This is a genomic window from Micromonospora sp. NBC_00362, assembly GCF_026342155.1.
Classification (GTDB): Bacteria; Actinomycetota; Actinomycetes; order Mycobacteriales; family Micromonosporaceae; genus Micromonospora; species Micromonospora hortensis.
In genome coordinates this window covers 3,584,739-3,606,750 of record NZ_JAPENH010000001.1, presented here as the reverse complement: position 1 = coordinate 3,606,750, position 22,012 = coordinate 3,584,739, and the positions used below count along the sequence as shown (strand labels likewise).

At 71.8% G+C, this 22,012-nt stretch carries 24 protein-coding genes and 1 tRNA gene; 21 read left to right on the top strand and 4 right to left on the bottom strand.

The window, feature by feature from the left end; genetic code table 11:
* Nucleotides 1–14: 14 nt before the first annotated feature.
* Nucleotides 15–884: an NAD(+) diphosphatase gene (nudC, locus tag OG992_RS16325; protein ID WP_238683156.1), complete on the bottom strand. Its 870-nt coding sequence runs from the start codon at nucleotides 882–884 to the stop codon at nucleotides 15–17.
* On the bottom strand, nucleotides 881–1,576 hold the full coding sequence (locus OG992_RS16320) for a hypothetical protein (RefSeq protein WP_238683157.1): 696 nt from the start codon (nucleotides 1,574–1,576) through the stop codon (nucleotides 881–883). The genes nudC and OG992_RS16320 overlap by 4 nt, the downstream gene beginning before the upstream one ends.
* A gap of 213 nt (nucleotides 1,577–1,789) precedes the next feature.
* Here OG992_RS16320 and eno point away from each other — a divergent pair, with 213 nt between their 5' ends.
* Genes eno through OG992_RS16300 form a run of 4 tightly spaced genes read left to right on the top strand, consistent with a single transcriptional unit; the run spans nucleotide 1,790 to nucleotide 4,869 of the window.
* Complete coding sequence (eno, locus tag OG992_RS16315; RefSeq protein ID WP_238683158.1) at nucleotides 1,790–3,073, top strand: phosphopyruvate hydratase; 1,284 nt, start codon at nucleotides 1,790–1,792, stop codon at nucleotides 3,071–3,073.
* A gap of 32 nt (nucleotides 3,074–3,105) precedes the next feature.
* Nucleotides 3,106–3,744: a septum formation initiator family protein gene (locus OG992_RS16310; RefSeq protein ID WP_238683159.1), complete on the top strand. Its 639-nt coding sequence runs from the start codon at nucleotides 3,106–3,108 to the stop codon at nucleotides 3,742–3,744.
* Nucleotides 3,745–3,778: 34 nt separating this feature from the next.
* Complete coding sequence (locus OG992_RS16305) at nucleotides 3,779–4,336, top strand: DUF501 domain-containing protein (protein WP_238683197.1); 558 nt, start codon at nucleotides 3,779–3,781, stop codon at nucleotides 4,334–4,336.
* A complete protein-coding gene (locus tag OG992_RS16300; RefSeq protein ID WP_238683160.1) occupies nucleotides 4,333–4,869 on the top strand; it encodes an amino-acid N-acetyltransferase in 537 nt (178 codons plus the stop codon). Before OG992_RS16305 ends, OG992_RS16300 begins: the two co-directional genes overlap by 4 nt.
* A gap of 1 nt (nucleotide 4,870) precedes the next feature.
* Here OG992_RS16300 and OG992_RS16295 read toward each other — a convergent pair whose 3' ends face one another.
* Complete coding sequence (locus OG992_RS16295) at nucleotides 4,871–5,761, bottom strand: PHB depolymerase family esterase (RefSeq protein WP_266303663.1); 891 nt, start codon at nucleotides 5,759–5,761, stop codon at nucleotides 4,871–4,873.
* A 98-nt stretch (nucleotides 5,762–5,859) separates the two neighbouring features.
* On the opposite strand from OG992_RS16295, the gene OG992_RS16290 reads away from it, so the two are divergent.
* The 13 genes from OG992_RS16290 (at nucleotide 5,860) to OG992_RS16230 (ending at nucleotide 17,673) form a co-directional block, all read left to right on the top strand.
* Nucleotides 5,860–6,900, top strand: coding sequence for a helix-turn-helix transcriptional regulator (locus OG992_RS16290; RefSeq protein ID WP_266303662.1), 1,041 nt, complete (start codon nucleotides 5,860–5,862; stop codon nucleotides 6,898–6,900).
* Nucleotides 6,901–6,922: 22 nt separating this feature from the next.
* The gene (locus OG992_RS16285) at nucleotides 6,923–7,852 is read left to right on the top strand and encodes a Ppx/GppA phosphatase family protein (RefSeq protein WP_238683198.1); all 930 of its coding nucleotides are present in this window, start codon (nucleotides 6,923–6,925) and stop codon (nucleotides 7,850–7,852) included.
* 177 nt (nucleotides 7,853–8,029) lie between these two features.
* Nucleotides 8,030–8,362, top strand: a complete 333-nt coding sequence (locus OG992_RS16280) for a PadR family transcriptional regulator (RefSeq protein ID WP_238683163.1) — start codon at nucleotides 8,030–8,032, stop codon at nucleotides 8,360–8,362.
* Nucleotides 8,359–9,372: a hypothetical protein gene (locus tag OG992_RS16275; RefSeq protein ID WP_238683164.1), complete on the top strand. Its 1,014-nt coding sequence runs from the start codon at nucleotides 8,359–8,361 to the stop codon at nucleotides 9,370–9,372. Before OG992_RS16280 ends, OG992_RS16275 begins: the two co-directional genes overlap by 4 nt.
* Before the next feature lie 129 nt (nucleotides 9,373–9,501).
* Nucleotides 9,502–10,056, top strand: a complete 555-nt coding sequence (locus OG992_RS16270; RefSeq protein ID WP_266303661.1) for a hypothetical protein — start codon at nucleotides 9,502–9,504, stop codon at nucleotides 10,054–10,056.
* Nucleotides 10,057–10,256: 200 nt separating this feature from the next.
* A complete protein-coding gene (locus OG992_RS16265; RefSeq protein ID WP_238683166.1) occupies nucleotides 10,257–10,943 on the top strand; it encodes a dienelactone hydrolase family protein in 687 nt (228 codons plus the stop codon).
* Nucleotides 10,944–10,962: 19 nt separating this feature from the next.
* On the top strand, nucleotides 10,963–11,676 hold the full coding sequence (locus OG992_RS16260) for a uracil-DNA glycosylase (RefSeq protein WP_323181873.1): 714 nt from the start codon (nucleotides 10,963–10,965) through the stop codon (nucleotides 11,674–11,676).
* Nucleotides 11,677–11,698: 22 nt separating this feature from the next.
* Nucleotides 11,699–12,484, top strand: coding sequence for a DUF4129 domain-containing protein (locus OG992_RS16255; protein ID WP_238683167.1), 786 nt, complete (start codon nucleotides 11,699–11,701; stop codon nucleotides 12,482–12,484).
* Entirely contained in the window at nucleotides 12,481–13,065 is a 585-nt protein-coding gene (locus tag OG992_RS16250) for a hypothetical protein (protein ID WP_238683168.1), read from the top strand. The genes OG992_RS16255 and OG992_RS16250 overlap by 4 nt, the downstream gene beginning before the upstream one ends.
* Nucleotides 13,065–14,072, top strand: a complete 1,008-nt coding sequence (locus OG992_RS16245; RefSeq protein ID WP_091394243.1) for a MoxR family ATPase — start codon at nucleotides 13,065–13,067, stop codon at nucleotides 14,070–14,072. Before OG992_RS16250 ends, OG992_RS16245 begins: the two co-directional genes overlap by 1 nt.
* Nucleotides 14,072–15,514 (top strand): DUF58 domain-containing protein, encoded by a 1,443-nt coding sequence (locus tag OG992_RS16240; RefSeq protein WP_266303660.1) that lies wholly within the window; start codon nucleotides 14,072–14,074, stop codon nucleotides 15,512–15,514. The genes OG992_RS16245 and OG992_RS16240 overlap by 1 nt, the downstream gene beginning before the upstream one ends.
* Nucleotides 15,515–15,678: 164 nt before the next feature.
* Nucleotides 15,679–16,239, top strand: coding sequence for a hypothetical protein (locus OG992_RS16235; protein ID WP_266303659.1), 561 nt, complete (start codon nucleotides 15,679–15,681; stop codon nucleotides 16,237–16,239).
* A gap of 102 nt (nucleotides 16,240–16,341) precedes the next feature.
* The gene (locus tag OG992_RS16230; RefSeq protein ID WP_238683171.1) at nucleotides 16,342–17,673 is read left to right on the top strand and encodes an NAD(P)/FAD-dependent oxidoreductase; all 1,332 of its coding nucleotides are present in this window, start codon (nucleotides 16,342–16,344) and stop codon (nucleotides 17,671–17,673) included.
* 111 nt (nucleotides 17,674–17,784) lie between these two features.
* Here the strand turns inward: OG992_RS16230 and OG992_RS16225 are convergent, their stop codons facing one another.
* The gene (locus OG992_RS16225) at nucleotides 17,785–19,644 is read right to left on the bottom strand and encodes a hypothetical protein (protein ID WP_266303658.1); all 1,860 of its coding nucleotides are present in this window, start codon (nucleotides 19,642–19,644) and stop codon (nucleotides 17,785–17,787) included.
* 101 nt (nucleotides 19,645–19,745) lie between these two features.
* On the opposite strand from OG992_RS16225, the gene OG992_RS16220 reads away from it, so the two are divergent.
* The 4 genes from OG992_RS16220 (at nucleotide 19,746) to OG992_RS16205 (ending at nucleotide 22,007) form a co-directional block, all read left to right on the top strand.
* Nucleotides 19,746–19,826 (top strand) — tRNA-Leu (locus OG992_RS16220).
* A 106-nt stretch (nucleotides 19,827–19,932) separates the two neighbouring features.
* Nucleotides 19,933–20,748: a Bax inhibitor-1/YccA family protein gene (locus tag OG992_RS16215; RefSeq protein WP_238683173.1), complete on the top strand. Its 816-nt coding sequence runs from the start codon at nucleotides 19,933–19,935 to the stop codon at nucleotides 20,746–20,748.
* Between the two features lie 133 nt (nucleotides 20,749–20,881).
* Entirely contained in the window at nucleotides 20,882–21,640 is a 759-nt protein-coding gene (locus tag OG992_RS16210) for a Bax inhibitor-1/YccA family protein (RefSeq protein WP_238683174.1), read from the top strand.
* Nucleotides 21,641–21,686: 46 nt separating this feature from the next.
* Nucleotides 21,687–22,007 carry a hypothetical protein gene (locus OG992_RS16205; protein WP_238683175.1) on the top strand — a complete coding sequence of 107 codons (321 nt, stop codon included), beginning with the start codon at nucleotides 21,687–21,689 and terminating at the stop codon, nucleotides 22,005–22,007.
* Nucleotides 22,008–22,012 lie beyond the last annotated feature (5 nt).

Here is a 22,012-nt window from a genome sequence, read left to right as displayed (position 1 = left end):
GGGCCGCGCGGGTCTCAGCGCCGCGCGGCGGTCACCGTCGCGTCGATGAGCCAGCGCGAGATGGAGTACGCGGGCGGCAGTTGCGCCGGCAGCTCATCCAGGCCGAACCACTGAGCCCTGGTCAGCTCCCGCCCGTCGACCACCGGTTCGGTCCCGGAGTCGGCGGCACGGGCGGTGAAGCCGGCGAGCAGCACGCCCGGGCCGGAGATCGCCCAGGGTTGGCTGCCGAAGTAGGCCAGCCGGTCGACGGGCAGCCCGACCTCCTCACCGACCTCCCGGTGTACCGCCGCCTCAAGCGTCTCGCCGGCCTCGACGAAGCCGGCCACCAGCGCCCACAGCCCGGTCGGACCGGTGGCGTGCTGCACCAGCAGCAGCTCGTCGACGTGCCCGGGCGGACCGGGCCGGGTGATCGCCACCAGTACGGCGGCGGAGAGCTGCATCGGCACGTACAGCGCGCAGTCGGGGCACTGTCGGGCGGTCTCGCCGGGTCGGTCGGTCAGCTCCGCTCGGCAGGCGCCGCACCACCGGTGGGTACGCCGCCAGGTCAGCACCGCCAGCGCCCGGCTGGCGAGCGTGGCGTGCGGCTCCGGCACCTCGGCGGCGAGGGACGCCCAGCCGCGCGCCCGGCCGGGAAGGTCGTTGGCGGTGGTGGTCAGGTCGGCGCCCCAGGCGGGCACTCCGTCGAGCGTGCCCAGCGGCACCCAGTCGGTGTCGACGGGCAGATCGGCGACGCGGAGGGGATGGCCGTCGACGCCGGTCAGCAGCTTCGCGCCGGTCACCGGCAGGGCCAGGTCGCTGGGGCCGGGAGGCCGGCTCCGGTCGGCTCCCGGCAGGAACCCGCCGGGCGGCGCGACGGTTGGGGGCTCGACCGGTGGGTCGGTCACGAGCCGCCGGGGCGGCGGTCGACGACGGCGGCGCCGGCGGGCGGTTCGAACGCGCCCTCGTCGACGGTCGCGGAGTAGTTGCTCAGCGCCAACTCCATCGGCTTGCCGTCGACCGGCCCGGTGAAGCTGCCGAGCACGCCCTCGGTGGTCACGCAGGCGGTGAAGTCGCCGGACGACGAGCTCTCCACCACGACGCAGGCGGCGTGGCGCCCGGCGACTGTGGTGTCACTCTGCTTGATCACCGCCTGTGGGTCGAGCGCTGCGGCGGTGAGCAGCCCGACCACCACTGGCGGCGTGACGAGGCCCTGCTGGTTGGCCTCGCCGAACAGCGTCACCGTGGGCTTGCTGCCCGGGGTGGGCGGGGTGATCAGCGTGCACTGCGGGCGCGCGGCGGTCGTCGTGCACCGGGTGATGGCCTCCGGGGTGACGGTGAGTTGCCCGCCCGGGTAGGTGTACGTGGATCGCGCCGGGTCCTGTGCCTGCACGATCGCGGCGCGTTGGCCGCCGGGCAACTGGTAGTCGGCCGAGTAGGTCAACTCCAGTGCCCGATCGAGCCGGGCGGCGAGGTCGTTGACGAGTTCCGAGCGGCCCATGGCGACTCCGGCGTCCTCGAATGTCTGACAGCCGGTGACCGTGAGCGACGCGATGACCGACACGGCGAGCATGCGGAGGGTGGTCGAGGCGGCGGGCATGGCGACCAGCCTGGTGGATCTGGTCCGCGCAGCGCAAACCCGTTGCCGGTTGACGCCCGGAAATCCGGGAATGTCCGTCAACGCGGGGTGACCCGGGTGCGCGGGCGACGCCGTGCCCGTTCGCGTCGCCCGATACGCTGCGTTCAACACCTGCCTCAGCCGCACCGTCGCGGCCCACCCACGGACCGGATCACAACAACGAGGAGCGACTTAGTGGCAACCATCGAGGGAATCGTCGCCCGGGAGATTCTCGACTCGCGGGGCAACCCGACGGTCGAGGTCGAGGTCGGTCTGGACGACGGCACGGTAGCCCGCGCCGCCGTGCCCTCCGGCGCCTCCACCGGCGCCTTCGAGGCGATCGAGCTGCGCGACGGTGACGCCGACCGCTACCAGGGCAAGGGCGTGGAGAAGGCGGTCTCCAACGTCGAAGACAAGATCGTCGACCAGATCATCGGGTACGAGGCCAGCGAGCAGCGGCTGATCGACCAGAAGATGCTCGACATCGACGGCACGGAGAGCAAGTCGGAGCTGGGCGCGAACGCCATCCTCGGGGTCTCCCTGGCGGTGGCGAAGGCCGCTGCCGGCAGCGCCGAGCTGAGCCTCTTCCGCTACCTGGGCGGCCCGAACGCGCACCTCCTGCCCGTGCCGATGATGAACATCCTCAACGGTGGCGCGCACGCCGACTCGAACGTCGACATCCAGGAGTTCATGATCGCGCCGATCGGCGCGCCCACCTTCCGTGAGGCGCTGCGCTCGGGCGCGGAGGTCTACCACGCGCTGAAGTCGGTGCTGAAGAAGAAGGGCCTCTCCACCGGGCTCGGCGACGAGGGTGGCTTCGCGCCGAACCTGCCGACGAACGCGGCGGCTCTGGACCTGATCGCCGAGGCTGTCGAGAAGGCCGGTTACCGGCTCGGCACCGACATCGTGTTCGCGCTCGACGTGGCGGCCACCGAGTTCTTCGACAACGGCACCTACACGTTCGAGGGTGCCGCGAAGTCCGCCGAGGACATGAGCACCTACTACACGAAGCTGGCCGACGAGTACCCGATCGTGTCGATCGAGGACCCGCTGGCCGAGGACGACTGGAGCGGCTGGCAGACGCTGACCGCCTCGATCGGCGACCGGGTGCAGATCGTCGGTGACGACCTGTTCGTGACCAACCCGCAGCGCATCGCCCGCGGCATCGCGGAGAAGTCGGCGAACGCGGTTCTCGTCAAGGTCAACCAGATCGGCTCGCTGACCGAGACCCTGGACGCGGTGGACCTGGCCCACCGGGCCGGCTTCAAGTGCATGATGAGCCACCGCTCCGGCGAGACCGAGGACACCACCATCGCCGACCTGGCGGTGGCCACCGGCTGCGGCCAGATCAAGACCGGTGCCCCGGCCCGCTCGGACCGTGTCGCCAAGTACAACCAGCTGCTCCGGATCGAGGAGGAGCTGGCCGACGCGGCGCGCTACGCCGGCGCTGGCGCGTTCCCGCGCTACCGTTCGGCCTGAGACGCACGAAGCCTCGGGGGAGGGGTGTGACGATGCAGCAGCGCCGCACACCGGGTGGTCAGCGTCCCGCCCGCCGGCCGGGTCAGTCCGGTCGGCCGGGCGGTGGGCGCGCCACGCGGGGATCGGTCCGCGAGGCGGGCGTACGCGCCGAGCCGCGCGCCGCCGGTCGCGCACCGGGTGCTGCCCGGGGCGCGGAAGGCGTGCGCTCGGCGAATCGTCCCGCCGCAGCTCGGCGTACCGCTGCCGCTGGTGTCGTGAAGCGGCTCGCCGCACCCCACCCCCGTCGTTTCACCGGCCGGGCCACAGTGCTGTTCGCGGTGCTGATCGCGCTCGCTCTGGCCTACACCTATCCAGTCCGGGTCTACCTGGATCAGCAGGCCGACATCGAGCGGATGGAGGCGGCCCAGGCGGTGCAGGAGCGGGAGATCGCCAAGCTCGCCGCCAAGGCCGCGAACTGGAAAGACGACGAGTACATCAAGACGCAGGCTCGGGAGCGGTTCTTCATGGGCGAGCCGGGCGAGAAGATGATGGTGGTGCTGCACGACCCGGAGGGCGCCGCCCGGGACGCCGGGAAGTCGGCCGCTTCGGCCCCGCCAGCCGGGCCGTCGACCTGGTACGACACGCTCTGGTCGAGCGTGCGGGCTGCGGACAGCCAGCAGCCGGGCCAGTGATCCACCGACCAGCACACCAGGAGAGATGGGCACCGTGACTGTCGTACCACCGTCGGAGCCGGCGGCGGATTCCGTTCCCCTGCCGCAGCGCGAGCCGGCCACCGAGGCCGACCTGGCCGCGGTGGCCGCGCAGCTCGGCCGGACGCCTCGGGGCACCCGGGCGGTGGCCCACCGGTGCCCGTGTGGCCTTCCCGACGTGGTGGAGACGACTCCCCGCCTCGCCGACGGCACCCCGTTCCCGACGCTCTACTACCTGACCTGCCCCCGGGCCACGGCGGCGTGCAGCCGGCTGGAGTCGGCGGGGCTGATGAAGGAGATGGCGGACCGGCTGACGACGGATCCGGAGTTGGCCGCCCATTACCGTGCCGCGCACGAGGACTACCTCACCCGCCGGGGTGCGATCGGTGAGGTGCCGGAGATCGCCGGCATCTCGGCCGGCGGGATGCCGGGTCGGGTGAAGTGCCTGCACGTGCACCTGGGTCACGCGCTGGGCGCCGGCCCCGGGGTGAACCCGTTCGGCGACGAGACGTTGGGCCTGGTCGAGCCCTGGTGGTCGGCGGGGCCGTGCGTGGACGTGCCGGCGGCCGAATGAGCAGGCAGGCCGGGTCCGAGGCACCCGAGAGTCAGATCCTCGTGCGGCGGGCCCGCACCGGGGACGTGCGGGGCATCCGACGACTCGTCGACACCTACACCAACGACCGGCGGCTGTTGAGCAAGGCGACAGTCACCCTCTTCGAGCAGGTGCAGGAGTTCCGGGTCGCGGTCCGGGCCGAGGACGACGTCGTGGTGGGCTGCGGCGCGCTGCACGTCATGTGGGAGGACCTGGCCGAGATCCGTACGGTGGCGGTGGACCCGTCGTGCCGGGGTCGGCGCATCGGTCACCGGCTGGTCGGTGAGCTGATCGACGCGGCCCGGGAGTTGGGGGTGGCACGGATCTTCGTGCTCACCTTCGAGACGCGGTTCTTCGACGCGTTCGGTTTCCGCGAGATCGACGGCGCTCCGGTGCCGCAGCCGGTCTACGAGCAACTGCTGCGCTCGTACGACGAGGGTGTCGCGGAGTTCCTGGACCTGGAGCGGGTCAAGCCGAACACGCTGGGCAACACCCGGATGCTGCTGCGCCTGTAGGTCAGGCCTTGCGGGGGTGGGCGGCGAAGAACTCCCACATCAGGTCGGTGGCGGACAGCCCCGCGGAGGATGCGGCGAGTTGGCCCGTTGTCGCTCCCGGCCAACTGTGGCCCATGTCGGCGATCGTGTAGACGCTGACCTCGCTGCCGTCCGCGCAGCCCGCCACCGTGTGCGTCACCCCCGGCACCCCGGACGCCTTCGGGCTCGGCCGGCAGCTGAGCCGCTGCTGCCAGGTCCGCATGCCGGCCTGGAAGGTCGAGGCGTAGCGGTCCTGGCCGCCGATGAAGGTGATCACGGAGACCGGGCTCTTCGGCACGTAACTGTCGGCGGTGGTCAAGTTCCCGCTGTAACCACCGCTGACCACTCCGATAGCGGCGTACTTGCCGGTGCTCTCCACCGCGGCCCGGAAGCTCATGTCGCCGCCGTTCGAGATGCCGGTGAGGAACACCTGGTTCGGGTCGGCGTGCCAGGTCTGCACCAGATGGTCGGTGAGGGCGGTGAGGAAGCCGACGTCGTCCTCGCTGCCGCAACAGATCAGCGCGTTGAAGCCGCCGCCCTGCCCGTTGGGGTAGGCGACCAGCACGTTGTCCTTGTCGGCCTTGGCGTCGAGGCCCGCCAACTCCCGCATCGAGGATCCGAGGCCGGGATAGAAGTGCAGCGCGATGACCAGCGCGGAGGGCCTGCCCGGGTCGTACCCCGGTGGCGCGTGCAGCAGGTAGGTGCGGTCGAGTCCGTTGTGGTGCAGGGTGAGCTGGTGGTCGCCGGCCGCCGGTCGTTCGCTCGACGCGGACGGTGAGGCTGGTGGGGCCGACGAGGGTTGCCCCCGCTCATCACAAGCTGCCGCGACGACCATGAGGCAGAGCCCCGTTAACACCGCCACCGTTCGCCGCACGCCGGCCACCCCCCCGTCGACCCCGAGGTCCACACTGGAGATCATTCGGCCGCGGAGCAACCCTTTCGGTCCTGGGCGAAGGCAGGCAGGCTGGTGCCATGCTTCGCCTCCAGCTCGGGTCGGCCGACCTGTGCCGGGTGCGGTTCGCCGATCGGCTGCATCCGGTCGGGATCGCGCTGCTGGCTGGTCAGTGGCTGCGCGATCCCACTGTCGCGGCGATGGCGCCGACCCTGGCCGAGCGGGTGGCGGCGGCCGAGGGCACGGCTGCCGCCCAGGCCGCCACCGCGGTCCTGCGGCATCTGCTGCCCGACCGGGGACGTCTGCCGGATTTCGTCACTCCCTTCGACGGCCTGGAGTCGGTGGAGGCCGGGCTTGAGGCGATCCGGGCCACCCCGGTACGGCGGGTCCGCGCCGAGGTCACCCTGGCGTACTCGGACACGTCGGTCAGCCCGCTGCGGCGGCGGTTCGCGGCGGCCGATCCGGAGGTGCTCGACCTGTTCGGCGGGGCCGTGCGGACCTGGTTCGACGCGGTGCTCGAACCGCACTGGGCCGAGCTGGTGTCCGCGTACCGTCAGCAGGTGGCGTCTGCCAGCCAGCGGCTGGCGCAGCATGGCCTGGCCAGCCTCTTCGCCGGTCTGCACCCGAGCATCCGGTGGCGGGAGCCGGTGCTGGAGGTACGGACGTGGTGGGACGGCGACCTTCCCGGCACCGGCCACGGGATCATCCTGCTGCCCTCCCCGTTGGCCGGGCCGCGGCCCCGGGTGCTCGTCGAGCAGGGTTACCCGATCCTGCTCGTCTACCCGGTGGTCATGCCGGTGCGCGAGGCTCCCGCCGACGACGGTGCCCTCGGTCGGCTGCTCGGCGTCACCCGGGCGCTGGTGCTGCGCCGACTGGCGACCGACGGGGGGTTGACCACCACAGTGTTGTCCCGGGCGGTCGGGATCAGTCTCTCCTCGGCCTCGGAACATGCCCGCGCGCTGCGGACCGCCGGTCTGGTGACCAGTGAGCGGGAGGGCGGGGCCGTACGACATCACCTGACCTCGCTCGGTGTGGCGTTGTTGCGAGGCCCGTCGGGCGACCTGGGCGAGTCGTGGCCCACTGCCAACCAAGCCGCCGGGTGGCCGCCCGTCCTGCCGTAAGGTTGCTGCCGTGACGACGCGTGTGGCGGCCATCGACTGCGGGACCAACTCGATCCGACTGCTGGTCGCCGACCTGCCCGACGCCTCGGCCGGGCCGCAGGCGCCGCTGGTCGACCTGACCCGGCGGATGGAGATCGTCCGGTTGGGGCAGGGCGTGGATCGCACCGGCCGACTGGCGCCGGAGGCGATCGAGCGGACCAGGGTGGCGTTGGCGTCGTACGCCGCCGACATCGAGAAGCTGGGCGCGCGGCGGGTGCGGATGTGTGCCACCTCGGCCTCCCGCGATGCGGCGAACGCCGCCGACTTCACCGAGATGGTGCGGGCCACCCTCGGTGTCGCGCCCGAGGTGGTCAGCGGCGACGAGGAGGCCCGGCTGTCGTTCACCGGCGCGGTGCGCGGGCTGCCCGCCGACGCGAAGGAGCCGTTCCTGGTCGTCGACATCGGTGGTGGCTCCACCGAGTTCGTGGTCGGTGACCGGGCCGCCGGGGTGCGGTCGGCGATCTCGGTGGACATCGGCTGCGTCCGGATGACCGAGCGGCACCTGCCCGGTGACCCGCCGACGCCCGAGCAGGTCGCGGCGGCGCAGGCCGACATCGCCGCTGTGGTGGACCGGGCGCTCGCCGTGGTTCCCGGTCGCGAGGCGGCCACCCTGGTCGGCCTCGCCGGGTCGGTCACCACAGTGGTCGCGCTCGCCCAGGGCCTGCGGGAGTACGACCCGGAGCGCATCCACCACGCCCGGGTGTCGTACGAGGAGGTCGCCCGGGTGACAGCGGAGCTGCTGGGTCAGACCCGTGCGCAGCGGTTGGCGAACCCGGTGATGCACCCGGGCCGCGCCGACGTGATCGGCGCGGGCGCCCTGGTGCTTCGCGTGATCATGGAGCGGGCCGGGATGCCGTCGGTGGTCGCCTCGGAGCACGACATCCTCGACGGCATCGCCTGGAGCGTCCAGTAAGCCACCGCGCACCAGCGATCTTGATCAACGCGCCTTCATTGGCGTCGCGGTGTGCGGGCAGCGTGGATGCCCCGACTTCCTGAAAGCCGAGTCGATCACCACCACGCGCGCCGCGCGCCGGGCGTGTCGCGGCCGATTCGTTGACGCTACTTCGCATTACACACTAGTGTGCAATGCGTGGACACCACACAGTTGTTGAAGGGCGTGCTCGATCTGGCCGTCCTGGCCGTGCTCCGAGAGGAGGACGGTTACGGTTACGACATTCTGCGCCGGCTGCGCGAGGCCGGCCTGGAGGAGGTCGGTGACGCCTCTGTCTACGGGACGCTGCGCCGCCTCTTCGCCGCCGGCCTGCTCACCACCTACGTCGTGCCGAGCGAATCCGGGCCGCACCGCAAGTACTACTCACTCAACGTCGCGGGGCGCGACCAGCTGACCCGCTCCGGCAAGCTCTGGCGCTCGTTCGCCACCACAATGGACAGTCTGCTCGACGATCGGGGGATGGCGGCATGACCGTCGCGGAGCAGGAGATCACCGACTATGTGGCGCGGGTCCGGGCCGCTCTGGCCGACCTGCCCCCCGGGCAACGCGACGAGTTGACCGAGGATCTCGCCGACCACCTCACCGAGGTAGCCGCCGAGGCCGAGGGCACCCTGGTCGAGCGGTTGGGCGAGCCCGAGACGTACGCCGCCGAGCTGCGCGCCGCAGCCGGCGCCGCGCCGGGCAGCGGGCGCAACCTCGACCAGCGGGTGGCGAGCGCGATGGCCCGGGTCCGCGGCCGGCTGCGCACCATGGACACCCGTCTCGGCCCACCCCTGGGGTACGAGACGGCCAGCGACTTCCTCCGGCTGCTGCGCCCGGCCTGGTGGGTGCTGCGCGGCTATCTGGCGGCGATGCTGGTCACGGTGATCAGCACCGGTGGCGACTTCGGGCTGCTGCCCCGGTTCGGCGGCGAGCTACTCGCCGGCCTGATCATGCTGATCGGCTTCGTGCTCGCCTCCATCTGGATCGGTCGCCGTTCGGCCCAGCTGACCCGTTGGCCGCGCTCGGCCGTTCAGGTCGCCAGCGCGGTGCTGGTGGTCTTCGCGCTCGCCGGGCTGGTCGACGCGGAGAACGCGCGCGACAACGACTACTACTACGACCAGACTTCGGTTGACAGCCAGTACGGCCACATCCGGGACGTCTTCGTCTACGACGGGGAGGGCCGGCTGGTGGAGAACGCCCGACTCTTCGATCAGAACGGCAATCCGATCCGGCTCGGCTACCACCCGGACTGCCCGAGCCCGCTCGACGTTTATGGCCAGCCGTTGCTGCGGCCGTACCCGTACTGCCCCGAGCAGGCTCCCTTCGGGCCTCGCGGTCCGGGTGCGCCTCTCCTTCCGGCGTCGTCGCCCACAGCCACGCCGGACCCGAGCAGCACACTCGACCCGACCGCAACGCCGACCCCGACGGCCACCGGCCAGCCCACGGCAAGCCCGACCGCGACGCCGAGCGGCACACCAACCCCCACCCCGACGAGCTGACCGAGGTGTGAACTGGATCATGCGGGTGAAACTGGGAATTAGCTGAACGGACGAGGCGAGCGGGACGACACCGGAAATCAATGATCGTTACGGTGTCGTCTGCTCATCAACCCCTCGGAAGGAACCCCCGTGCCAGAGCAGGTCGCACCGCCCCCCGCGCCCGACGCCGCAACCCCTGAGCCGGCCGTCGAGACGCCGCAAGCGGCCGAGCCGCAGCCTGCCACGCAGCCGCAGCCGGCCACCGAGCCGTCGCCGGCGGCCGAGCCGCAGCCGGCGGCCGAGCCGAAGGCGGAGAAGTCCGGTGCGAAGAAGGCCATCGGCATCGTCGGTGCGATCCTCGTCGTCGTCGTCATCGCCGGCCTGAAGTTCGGCGTCGCCTCGGCGATCGGCAACTACTTCAACAAGGACGAAACCGCAGCCGCCAAGACCGGCGACTGCATCGCCGAACTGCCCGAGGTCACCGGCACCGAGCAGGAGGAGGTCGACGGCGCCAAGGTCGTCGAGTGCACCTCCACCGACGCGGCGTACAGCGTGGTCGGTCGAGTGGACGGCCAGAGCGAGGCGCAGGCCAAGGCCGACACCACCTGCACCCAGTTCTTCAAGGAAGGCCAGGAGGGGTACATCTACTCCAGCATCAAGCCAGGCAAGACCGGCTACGTGCTCTGCCTGACCAAGAAGGTCTGACCACAGCGGTTAGCTCGACAAAGACGGCGGCGGGAGCAGACCCCGCCGCCGTCGGCGTACCCGGAGTCACCGGGGGGCGAACAGGAGGTGAATGCCACTGTTCCGGCGTCTTCCCGACGGCCGCGTGGCGTGGCAGGCTACCGGCACGTAGGACCACTGGGCGACCAGCCAACGATGACTGACCGCTAGGAGGACGGCCCATGGGCGAAATGGTGAGCTACCGCAGCAACGGGGGCACGAGCGAGGGGTATCTCGCGATACCCGCCAGCGGCACGGCCAGCCCCGCCGTCATCGTCATCCAGGAATGGTGGGGCCTGGTCCCGCACATCCGGTCGGTGGCGGACCGGTTCGCCGAGGCCGGTTTCGTCGCCCTCGCCCCGGATTTCTACCACGGTGAGACGACCAGCGAGCCGGACGAGGCGCAGCGGCTCCTGCTGGCGATGCGGATGGACGAGGCGGCGAAGGACATCGCCGGCGCCGCCGACTATCTCGCCGGGCGGCCCGAGGTCACCGGTAAGGTCGGTGCCGTGGGCTTCTGCGCCGGTGGCAGCCTGGCCCTCTGGTCGGCCACCATCTCCGAGCGGATCGTCGCGACCGCTGGCTTCTATCCCGTGCTGCCCTGGGAGTCGATGCGCCCCGACTGGGCCGACTACGCCGGCAAGGCAGCGGTCATCCACTGCTCCGAAGAGGACGGCACCTCGGCCACCGACGGCGTACAGACCGCCCGGCGGGGCATCGAGGAGGCCGGCGGCGACTGCCACCTCTACGACTACCCGGGCACCTCGCACGCCTTCTTCAACGACGACCGGCCGGAGGCGTTCGACCAGCGCGCCGCCTCCAGCGCCTGGGCCCGCACCCTGGAACTCTTCCGGGCCAAGCTTGGCTGAGACGCGTACCCCCGCACAGGTGGTCGCCCGCGCAGCGCGGGCGACCGACCTGGCCGACCTCGACGCTGCGGTGAGCGACTGTTTCGCCTGCCCGCGGCTGGTCCAATGGCGGGAGGAGGTCGCCCGCACCCGTCGGGCGGCCTTCCGCGACCAGGACTACTGGGGTCGACCGGTGCCGGGCCTCGGCACCGGTGACGCCCGCATCGCCATCCTCGGGCTGGCGCCCGCCGCGCACGGTGGCAACCGCACCGGCCGGATCTTCACCGGTGACCGGTCGGGTGACGTGCTGTTCGCGGCGCTGCACCGGGCCGGGCTTGCCAACCAGCCGACCAGCGTCGCCGCCGACGACGGGCTCACGGTGCGCGACCTGCGAATCTTCTCGGCCGTCCGGTGTGCGCCTCCGGACAACAAGCCGACCCCGGTGGAACGGGACACCTGCGCACCCTGGCTGCACCGCGAGGTCACGTTGATCCGGCCCACGCTGCGGGTCGTGGTCGCGCTGGGCGCGTTCGCCTGGGCCGCGTGGTGGCCGGTGCTCCAGGCGGTGTACGGGCAGCGCCCGCCCAGCCCGCGACCGGCGTTCGGTCATGGGGCACACTGGTCCGGCACGAACGCCCCGGACTTGCTCGGCTGCTACCACGTCAGTCAGCAGAACACCTTCACCGGGCGGTTGACACCAGGGATGTTGGACGACGTCTTCGGCCAGGCTAAGCAGCTGGCCGGAGTGGACTGAGACGACGCGTGGGGTGGTGGCGATGACAGACGGAACACGCCCGCCCACACCGGTACCGTCCGCCGAGCCGGGTGCGCTGCGGCCGGCGCTCGGCCTGCTCCACCGGTGGTGGCCGGTCGGCGCGGTCGCCGCCCTGCTCGCCGGCGCCGCGCTGGCGTCCGCTCACTCGTCGATCGGGGCCAGTCGCATCCCGCCGGCCGCGGACAACGTTCCCTGGGTTCCCGAGTACCCGACGGTTGAGCCATCGCCGTCCATCCCGATCGAGCCCCGCGACGCCGGCGAGGCCACCCAGGCGCACATCCCGCAGTGGGTCGGCACTGTGGCGGTGGTCCTGCTCGGGCTGGCCATCCTCGCCGCGCTCGGCTACCTCAGCTGGGTCCTGATCCGGGGCGCGCTGCGTCGTACCACCCGGGCACTACCCGCGCAGCGGGCCCGCCGTACCGCCGAGGGCACCGCCCGCGAGGTGGTAGCCGCCCTCGACGCCGGCCTGGAGGAACTCGACGACCAGGACACCGACCCCCGGGTGGCGGTGATCGCCTGCTGGGTGCGCCTGGAGGAGACCGCCGCCGCGGCCGGTGTGCCGAGGCTCGCCGGAGACACCCCCACCGACCTGGTCAGCCGACTGTTGCAGGGTGACCCGGCCGCGGGCGTGCCGGCCATCGCCAGCACCGACGTGCTCGCCGAGTTCGCGCACGTCTACCGGGAGGCCCGGTACGCCACCCACCCGGTCGGCGAACGCACCCGGGACCAGGCCCGCGCCGCGCTCGGCCGACTGCGCGGAGAGCTCACCGCGGCGGTGACCTCATGAGCAGCACCAGCATCGACGATCTGCTCGCATTCGAGGAGGAGGCCGCACCGGCCGGTCCGCAGGCTCGCCCATCCCGATGGCGTCCGGTGCTGCGCTCACTCGCGTGGGCCGCCGCGGTGGTAGCGGTCCTGCTGGTCGGCCTCCGCGCGGTGGGCCTCCAGGTCTCGCTGCCCGTACTGATCGCCGGGGTGCTCGCCGTGCTGGCGGTCCGCCGGGTCACCGCCCTGCTGGCGCCGCCACCCCCGCAGCCGCCGGCTCGCCAGGCCGGCGCGGGCGAAGAGGACGGCAGCTACAACTGGGACGCCAGGGACGCGCTGCGTGGCGCGATCAATCAGTGGGAACGGCCCCTGGACTGGTCCTCGAACAGACCCGAACGTTTCACCGAGGTGGTTCTGCCCCGGATCGGTGAACTGGCCGACGAGCGGATGCGGCTGAAACACGGCGTCACCCGTGAGTCGGATCCCGCCCGCGCTCGCGTCCTGCTGGGTGACCGCCTGTGGACGTTCCTGGAGACCCCGCCTCGCCGCACCCCGTCGCCGCGCGACCTCGCGGTGATCGTCGCCGAACTGGAGAGTATTTGATGAACGACGTGGACCGGAGCATTGCCCCCGCCGAGGTCGGGCACCTGGCTCGGGCGGTCCTGGACGCGGTCGGCACCGTCGTGGTCGGCAAACGGGACGCGTTGGAGCTGGTCCTCGCCGGCATCCTCGCGGGCGGGCACGTGCTCCTGGAGGACCTGCCAGGGCTCGGTAAGACACTCACCGCCCGCTCGTTCGCCCAGGCCCTCGGGTTGGACTTCCGTCGGTTGCAGTTCACCCCCGACCTGCTCCCCGCCGACGTCACCGGCTCCTTCCTCTACGACCAGCGCAACGGCGACTTCACCTTCCGGGCCGGCCCGGTCTTCACCAACCTGCTCCTCGCCGACGAGATCAACCGCACGCCGCCGAAGACCCAGTCCGCGCTGCTGGAGGCGATGCAGGAGAAGCAGGTCTCGGTCGAGGGTGTGACCTACAAGCTCGACGAGCCGTTCCACGTGCTGGCCACCGCCAACCCCATCGAGTACGAGGGCACCTACCCGCTGCCGGAGGCACAGCTGGACCGGTTCCTGCTGCGGGTCTCGTTCGGTTACCCGCAGCACGAAGAGGAGTGGGAGGTGCTGCGCCGTCGGATGAGCCGTCGCCGGGAGGAGGCGGACATCAAGGCGGTGGTCGACGCGGCGACGCTGCGGGCCATGCAGGCCGCCCTGGAGGACGTGGTGGTGGAGGACTCCATCGGCCGCTACATCGTGTCGCTCACCGCGGCCACCCGGGAGCACCCGTCGGTGCTGGTCGGCGCCTCACCTCGTGGTTCGCTGGCGCTGCTGCTGCTGGCCCGGGTCCGCGCGGTGTTCGGCGGCCGTGACTACGTGGTGCCGGAGGACGTCAAGTCGGTGGCGGCGCCCGCCCTGGCCCACCGGATCACCCTGCGCCCGGAGATGTGGTTGCGCCGGGTCGACCCGGCGTTCGTGGTGGGCGAGGTGCTGGAGGCGACTCCCGCCCCGGCCAGTGGCGCGCTGCCCAGCTACGCCGCCGGCGGGCCCCGGCACTGATGACCGGACCGACAGTGCCGACGGCCACCGAAGCGGAACCGGCCGCCGGCTGGGCGCCCACCCCGGCGCTCGGCCGTGCGGTGCTGCTCGCCGGCCTGCTGCTGGTGGCCGGGGTGCTGCTCGGCCGGGTGGACCTCATCGTGCTCGCCGCCCCGTTCGCCCTGGGCACCGCGTACGCGCTGCGTCGACGGCCCACGGCGCTGCCCCAGGTGTGGATCACCCAGGGCGACGGTGGGCCGCTGGTCGAGGGCGGCGACGTGGCGGCGGCGGTGAGCGTCGGCAACCCGGACACTGTCGACTACGACCTGGTGGTGATGCGTACCCGCGTGTCGCCGTGGCTGCGGATCGTTCGGGCCGGCTTCGCCAGTGACGGGGCCGTCGACGCCGGGGAGCCGAGCGCCACACCGGAAACCGGTGCGACGGCGCAGGGCAACGGTCGGCGTCGATCCGTCGCGGACCGGCCGTTCGTGACCTCGGTGCCGATCGGCGCCGCGGTCGACCTGGAGCTGGCCGGCAAGGCAGTGCGCTGGGGCCGGCACCCGGTCGGCCCCGCCGGTGCCCGAGTCGCCACTGCCGGTGGTCTGCTGGTCTCCCGGGCGGTGATCACCGAGCCGGTACGGGTACGGGTGTACCCCCGTACCGAGCCGTTCGAGGCGGTCGAGGCGATGCCCCGCGCCGCCGGCCTGGTCGGGGCGCACCACTCCCGTCGACCCGGAGAGGGCGGCGAGCTTGCCGGCGTACGCGTCTTCGCCCCCGGGGACCGGCTGCGCCGGATCGACTGGCGGGTCTCGTTGCGGGCCCGGCAGCTGCATGTGGCCGCCACCCTTTCCGACCGGGACGCGGAGGTGGTGGTGCTGCTCGACGTGCTCGCCGAGGCGGGCCGCTCCGGTGGGGTGGGCGGCGCCGCCTCGGTGCTGGACACCACCGTCCGGGCCACCGCCGCGATCGCCGAGCACTACCTGCACCGTGGTGATCGGGTCTCGCTGCTGGAGTACGGGCCGGCTGCCCGCCGGCTCCGGCCGGCCGCCGGACGGCGGCAGTACCTGACCGTCCTGGAGTGGTTGCTCGACGTCCGGGTCCACGCGTCCGCGCACGAGCCGTACGACCAGGTCTTCGGCCCGCAGTTGCTCTCCTCGGACGCGTTGGTGGTGGTGCTCACCCCGCTGCTGGACGAACGGTCGGCGCAGATGCTCGCCCGGTTGGCCCGCGGTGGGCGGTTCGTGGTGGCTGTCGACACGCTGCCGACCGACCTGGCGTCGCCGAAGGACCGGGGTTGGGCCGAGGTGGCGTACCGGCTGTGGCGCCTGGATCGGGAGATCATGATCGGGCAGCTCCGGGAGCACGGCGTGCCGGTGGTGCGCTGGGCGGGTGCCGGCAGCCTGGACCAGGTGTTGCGGGACGTGGCCCGGTTGGCGACGGCCCCAAGGGTGGGTGGCCGGTGAGCGCGAGGAGTGAGCTTGCGAGCCCCGCAGTCGCGAACGGAGGGCGGGCCCGGTGAGCGCGAGGAGTGAGCTTGCGAGCCCCGCAGTCGCGAACGGAAGGCGGGCCCGGTGAGCGCGAGGAGTGAGCTTGCGAGCCCCGCGGTCGCGAACGGAGGGCGGGCCCGGTGAGCGCTCTGGTGGAGCGGGTTCGGGCGGCGCAGTACGCCGTCGCTCGCGTCAGCGTGGCCCCGCTGCTGGTCCGGGCCGGGATCTTCGTCATCGTGTTTGCCGGGTTCGTCCTGGCGTTCCCCGCGGAGGTGCTGTCCGGCCGGCCGATCTTCTTCCTGGCGGTGGCCGCCCTGTTGCCCGCGATCGGGCCGCGCAAGGTCTGGACGACCTTCACCGCGTTGGTCACTGTCGGCGGCTGGCTGCTCGCCACCGACGGGTACGGCCGTCCGGTCGCTCTCTGGCGGCTGCTCGCCGTCGCGGCCCTGCTCTACCTGGGTCACACCCTCTGCGCGCTGGCCGCGCTGTTGCCCTATGACGCGATGGTGGACCCCGAGTTGATCACCCGGTGGTTGGTGCGGTCGGCCGCCGTGCTGTTGGGTTCCGCAGTGCTCGGCGTGCTGTTGTTGCAGGCGACGGGGACGGGTGGGGGTGCCGGATACCAGTGGGTGACAGTGCTGGGGCTGCTGGTGGCGGTGGGGATGGCAGTGTTGCTGGGCTGGCTGCTGCGGCGTCGGTGACCCCTGCGACCTGAGGGTTACGCAGGTCACATGGGTTGTGCTCCGTCACAGATGGGGGCCGCGAGCGGGATTACCTGAGCCGGCCGGGGAAAGATAGACAACGTGAATCCGAAGCGGATCCTTGTGGTTGGTGCCGGGCACGTCGGTCTGTACGCGGCCCTGCGCCTGTCGAAGAAGCTCAGCTCCCGTGAGGCTGAGGTCATGGTGGTTGACCCCCAACCCCACATGACCTATCAGCCGTTCCTGCCGGAGGCGGCGGCGGGCAACATCTCCCCGCGGCACTCCGTGGTGCCGCTGCGGCGGGAGTTGCGCCGGTGCAAGATGGTGGCCGGCACGGTCACGCGGATCGAGCACGAGCGCAAGGTGGCCACCGTGCAGCCGATCAGCGGCCCGGCCCGGGAGATCACCTACGACCACGTGATCGTGGCCCCGGGTTCGGTCTCCCGCACCCTGCCGATCCCCGGTCTGCACGAGCAGGGCATCGGGTTCAAGACCATCGGCGAGGCGATCTACCTGCGCAACCACGTGCTGGATCGGCTCGACGTGGCGGCCGCAACGCCAGATCCGGACGTCCGCCGTTCGGCGCTGACCTTCACCTTCGTCGGCGGTGGGTACGCCGGCATCGAGGCGCTCGCCGAGATGGAGGACATGGCTCGCGACGCCCTGCGTTACTACCCGGAGCTCAAGCAGGACGAGGTCCGTTGGGTGCTGGTCGAGGCCACCCAGCGGGTGCTGCCCGAGGTCGACCGGGACATGGGCGCCTACACCGTGCAGCAGCTGATGAAGCGCAACATGGACATCCGGCTGGACACCCGGCTCGAGTCCTGCGTCGACGGGGTGGTCAAGCTCTCCGACGGTGACAGCTTCCGCTCGGACACGATCGTCTGGACGGCTGGCGTGAAGCCGTCGCCGATGCTGGACTCGACCGACTTCCCGCGTGACGACCGTCGTCGGATCACCTGCCTGCCCACGCTCCAGGTGGTCGACGGTGACCAGGTGCTCGAGGGCGCCTGGAGCGCGGGCGACTGCGCCGCCGTGCCGGACCTGACCAAGGAGCCGGGCAACTTCTGCTCGCCGAGCGCTCAGCACGCCGTGCGCCAGGCCGCCCGGATGGCCGACAACATCACGGCCGTGATCCGGGGCCGCGAGCCGGTGAACTACAAGCACAAGCACGTCGGCAGCGTGGCGAGCCTCGGCCTGCACAAGGGCGTGGCCCAGGTGTACGGGATCAAGATGACCGGTTGGCCGGCGTGGGTGATGCACCGGACGTACCACATGAGCCGGATCCCGTCGTTCAACCGCAAGGTCCGCGTGGTGGTGGACTGGTCGTTGGCGTTCTTCCTCAAGCGCGAGGTGGTCGCCCTGGGTCAGCTGCACGATCCGCGCGAGGAGTTCGTCGAGGCCTCCCAGCCGGTCGGCGCGCCCCGCGTCTGACCAGAAAGCGACGCCAGACCCCGTCGATCTTGCACTTCCGGATGCCGTAATGCGCCTTCTGGCGCGTCTTGTCCGGACAGGAAGTGCAAGATCGGCGGGGTTTTTGGTGGTCTAGACCCGCCACGTCCAGGCGTCGGCGATGCGGGTGGGTGGGCCGTAGAGCTGCTCCAGGGTGGCGCGCAGGCTTTCCGCGTGGGGGGCGTCGTCGGTGAGCGCCACGCAGGAGGCGCCCCAGAAGTCGGCGTCGCGGACGGCCTGTCGGCGCTGCTCGTCGCCGATGGCCGGTTGGTCGCCGCGCCGGGCGACATCCGCCAGTAGCGCGGAGGTGGGCTGCTTGAACGTGCCCATCGCCGCGGTGCCGCCCCTCCCGTACGGACCGATGAAGAAGCCTTCCGGCAGCCCGAAACCGGCGTCCGCTGCGGTCGCCCAGCGCATCGGCCAGGGCTCCTTCGGGGTGGGCAGTGGCACCGGGACCAGCACCCCGCCCGGCGGTACGCACTGCCGCCAGTGGCCGCCGGTGATGAATTCCGGCACGGGGGGTCGTCCGGCGGTCGGCAGTGGGGTCGGAAAGATCGGCAGCAGCGCCACGCCGACGGCCAGGGGCACCAGCCGCCGCGCCCGACCGGAGCTGCGCACTGCCCTGTCGACAGCGAGCACCAGCAGCGTCGCGACGATCGGCAGCAACGCCAGCGCGAACCGCATCGGCAACGCCCCGTCCACCACCGGGAGCCCTCCGATCAGGGCGTACGGGCCGGGGATCGCCGTCCTGGTGCCGCCGAGCACCACCTCTGGGCCGAGGGAGAGCGCCCCCATCACCAGGCCCGCCACGACGCAGGCGAAGACCAGCCGGCGTCGCCCGGCCCAGATCGCGCAGACCGCGGTGACCAGCAGCAGTGGCCAGCCGAGGAACGTGTTGTACTCGGCGGGGCCGGTGGTCAGCCGGGCGGATTCGTCGCTGCCGGCCACCGACAGTGGTGAGAGCCTCCACCAACTGCTCAGGTCGGCGGAGAAGTAGGCCGGGGTGAACATCCCGTCGGCGACTCCCTGCGGCCCGGCGAACTGGAACCACAGCGGATAGCCGAGCACCAGCAGGGCGAGCCCGGCGGCGATCGCCAACCCGCCGGCGAACCCGGGGAGTGCCCGGCGGGCCAGGTCCCGGTCCGCCACGGCGTAGCTGATCGCCATCACCAGCAGCGCGATCGCGGTGAGGAAGAGCACCTCCTCGCCGATGAAGACCTGCGCGCTGACCGCGCCGGCCAGCCCCGCCGCGGAGGTGAACAGTCGACGACGGTTCGGCCCGGTGGCTCGGCTACGGCCGGCCTCGTCGGGGGTGGCGGGCCCCGGGTCGGCCGCCCGGAGCAGCCGGACCACCAGCCAGATGATCACCGGCACGAGCCACTGGGCGGTCATGTGCAGGTGGCTGTTTGTCTGCGACACCATCCCGGGTCCGAATCCGCACAGCCCTCCGCCGAGTGCGGCGGCTACCCGGCGGACGCGCAGCGTCCGGTGGAACAGCAGGTACCAGGCGAGTGCGGTGCCGGCGAGGTTGCCGGCGGCGAGCAGCGCGAAGGTGACCGGTGCTCCCAGCAGCAGGGTGACCGGCGCGAAGAGGACGCCGAGGGCGATCACGGTGGTGTTGGCCATCAGGTTCACACCGTCGGGCGCGTTGAGCCGGTCGGTGAGCAGGTCGAAGTCGCCGAGCAGCGCGCGGGCGTCCACCGCCAGGAACCACTCGTAGAGGGCCTGGTCCTCCGGGTTGAGCGCCAGGATCCGGCCGCCCGGGTCGGGCCACAGCCCGTGGGCGAGCCAGCCGGCCAGCACCGCGAAGACCAGAGCGGCCACCAGGTCCGCCCGGTGGCGGCGGGCGGCGGCCAGCAGCCGGGTGGCCCGGGGTCGGCGGTTGACCTGATCGGCGAGGCGGAATGCCTGCTCAGGTGCGGCGTCGGGGGCCGTGGGGGCTGCGCTGCTCACGGCATCGACCCTAATGTGGCCGGGCCGGCGGGGTACGCCGGGTCGCCGCAGACCGGCTACGGTGACATTGCACCAGGCGTGTCGGCGCGCCGGTGCCACTCGCCCGGGTGGTGGAAAGGCAGACACGGCCGCCTTAAAAGCGGCTGCCGCAAGGCGTGCGGGTTCGACCCCCGCCCCGGGCACCGGTCGACTCGCGCATTCTCATTCGTGATCTCCAGGACTTGGCTCTGCCGTTTACTCTTGGAGGGCACGTTCACGTGCAAACGACCCCCTGAGGGAGGCCAGACAGTGAAGACCTCGAACCCGGTGCTCGCCCGGCTCGGCCAAGCGGCCGAGCGGGAGCGCTCCGCCGGGTACGCCCCGGCCGGGCCGTACGGACAGCCCGGCATTCCCCAGCAGTACCCGTCCCAGGCCGATTACCCGGCCGCGCCGCCGACCGTGGCGCCGATGACCGTCGACGACGTGGTCGTCAAGACGGTCGCTCTGCTCGGCATTCTCGGCATCACCGCCGCGGCCGCTTGGGTGCTCGTGCCCGACGCGCTGGTCGGTACCGCCTGGATCGGCGCGGCGGTGGTCGGCCTGGTCCTCGGCTTGATCATCTCGTTCTCCCGGATGGCCAACCCGGCGCTCGTGATCGCGTACGCGGTCGTCGAGGGTGTCTTCGTCGGCATGGTCAGCAAGGCGTTCGAGACACGCTTCGACGGCATCGTGCTCCAGGCCGCCGCAGCCAGCTTCGGCATCTTCTTCCTGATGGCGATGCTCTACCGGGCGAAGGTCATCCGGGCCACCCCGGCCTTCGTCAAGGGCATGATCGCGGTGATGGTCGGCCTGTTCGCGGTCATGATGATCAACCTGGTGCTGGCGCTGTTCGGCGTCAACACCGGCCTGCGCGACGGCAGCCCGCTCGCCATCGGCTTCAGCCTGGTCTGCATCGTGGTCGCCTCGCTGAGCTTCGTGCTCAGCTTCAAGGAGATCGAGGACGGCGTCCGGATGGGCCTGCCGCAGCGCTACTCCTGGGTGGCCGCCTTCGGCATCCTGGTCAGCCTGGTCTGGCTCTACATCGAGATCCTGCGCCTGCTGAGCTACTTCCAGGGCGACGACTGACCTCGTCCGCACTGCCGACCGGCGCCCGTCCCCACTCCGGTGGGGGCGGGCGCCGTCGTCCGCGCCGTTTGCCCGCCGCCGCCGGTCCGCCCGGGGCAGAGTGACTTCGGGGGGTAGGGCGAAGGAGGCGGCGGTGCGCAGCAACAACCCGGTGCTCAACCGGCTGGACGAGACCGGCCGGGTGGAGGCCCGGGTGCTCGGCGCCCGTGACGTCGAGCCGATGACAGTCGACGACGTGGTCGTCCGTACCGTCGGGTTGCTGCTGGTGACCGGCGCGACCGCGGCGGTGTCCTGGGCGGTGATCCCCGACGCGGTGTGGCTGGGCGCCGCGTTGGCCGGCAGCGCCCTCGCCTCGATCGCGCTGGTCCTGGTCATCTCGTTGCGAGCGATCACCAACCCGGTGCCGATCGTCGGGTACGCCATTCTCCAGGGGCTGCTGCTGGGGGTGGCGAGCCGCACCTTCGAGCAGGTCTATCCGGGCATCGTGGTGCAGGCGGTGGCCGGCACCTTCGGCGTCTTCCTCGGCATGGCGGCGCTCTACCGGGCCCGGGTGATCCGGGCGACGCCTCGACTGGCCCGCCTGGTGATCGGCACCCTGCTCGGCATCGCCGTGCTCAGCGTGGTCAACCTGGTGTCGTACCTGATCACCGGGCGACCGGGCCTGGCGGTCTACAGCGTCAGTGGGGAGGTCGGCTGGCTGCCGTACGCCTTCTCGGTGGTGGCCATCATCGCGGGGGCGTTCAGCTTCATCCTCGACTTCGATCTCGTCGAGCGCTCGGTCCGCGACGGCCGAGCCCGTCGGTACGCGTGGCTGAGCGCGTTCGGCCTGCTCACCGGGTTGGTCTTTCTCTACTGGCAGTTGCTGCGGCTGCTCAGTTACCTGCGCCGCTGACCGGCCCGACCCGGCGCGGTCGGTGCCGGCCGTAGACTCGGCGGCGATGAGCGCAGCGGAGTTGGACAAGGCCGTGCAGTTGCTGGTCCGTCAGATCGCGCACTGGCAGCAGCCCCGGTGGGCGGCGGTCGCGACCACCGGCAACGTGTCCCGCGCCGACCTGGTGCACCGCCTGGTGCAGGAGGTCGCCAACCTGGCCGCCGACGCCGAGGGGGAGCCCCGTCGGGTGGTGCCCCGGCTCGACAACGACCTGGCCCTACCCGATCAGTTGCGGGTGGTCGCGGCGGACCTGCTGGCCGCCGACCCGGGGGCCGAGGCGCTGGCTCGGGCCGCCGCCGAGGTGACGGCGACCCGCAGCGCGCTCTGAGGGCA

Excerpts from the sequence above, each read along its gene's own strand:
- OG992_RS16275 (WP_238683164.1), top strand. The coding sequence starts at position 8,359 with ATGACCGTCGCGGAGCAGGAGATCACCGACTATGTGGCGCGGGTCCGG.
- OG992_RS16265 (WP_238683166.1), top strand. The coding sequence starts at position 10,257 with ATGGGCGAAATGGTGAGCTACCGCAGCAACGGGGGCACGAGCGAGGGG.
- OG992_RS16240 (WP_266303660.1), top strand. The coding sequence starts at position 14,072 with ATGACCGGACCGACAGTGCCGACGGCCACCGAAGCGGAACCGGCCGCC.
- OG992_RS16255 (WP_238683167.1), top strand. The coding sequence starts at position 11,699 with ATGACAGACGGAACACGCCCGCCCACACCGGTACCGTCCGCCGAGCCG.
- OG992_RS16310 (WP_238683159.1), top strand. The coding sequence starts at position 3,106 with ATGCAGCAGCGCCGCACACCGGGTGGTCAGCGTCCCGCCCGCCGGCCG.
- OG992_RS16300 (WP_238683160.1), top strand. The coding sequence starts at position 4,333 with ATGAGCAGGCAGGCCGGGTCCGAGGCACCCGAGAGTCAGATCCTCGTG.
- OG992_RS16290 (WP_266303662.1), top strand. The coding sequence starts at position 5,860 with ATGCTTCGCCTCCAGCTCGGGTCGGCCGACCTGTGCCGGGTGCGGTTC.
- OG992_RS16205 (WP_238683175.1), top strand. The coding sequence starts at position 21,687 with ATGAGCGCAGCGGAGTTGGACAAGGCCGTGCAGTTGCTGGTCCGTCAG.
- OG992_RS16245 (WP_091394243.1), top strand. The coding sequence starts at position 13,065 with ATGAACGACGTGGACCGGAGCATTGCCCCCGCCGAGGTCGGGCACCTG.
- OG992_RS16320 (WP_238683157.1), bottom strand. The coding sequence starts at position 1,576 with ATGCCCGCCGCCTCGACCACCCTCCGCATGCTCGCCGTGTCGGTCATC.
- OG992_RS16250 (WP_238683168.1), top strand. The coding sequence starts at position 12,481 with ATGAGCAGCACCAGCATCGACGATCTGCTCGCATTCGAGGAGGAGGCC.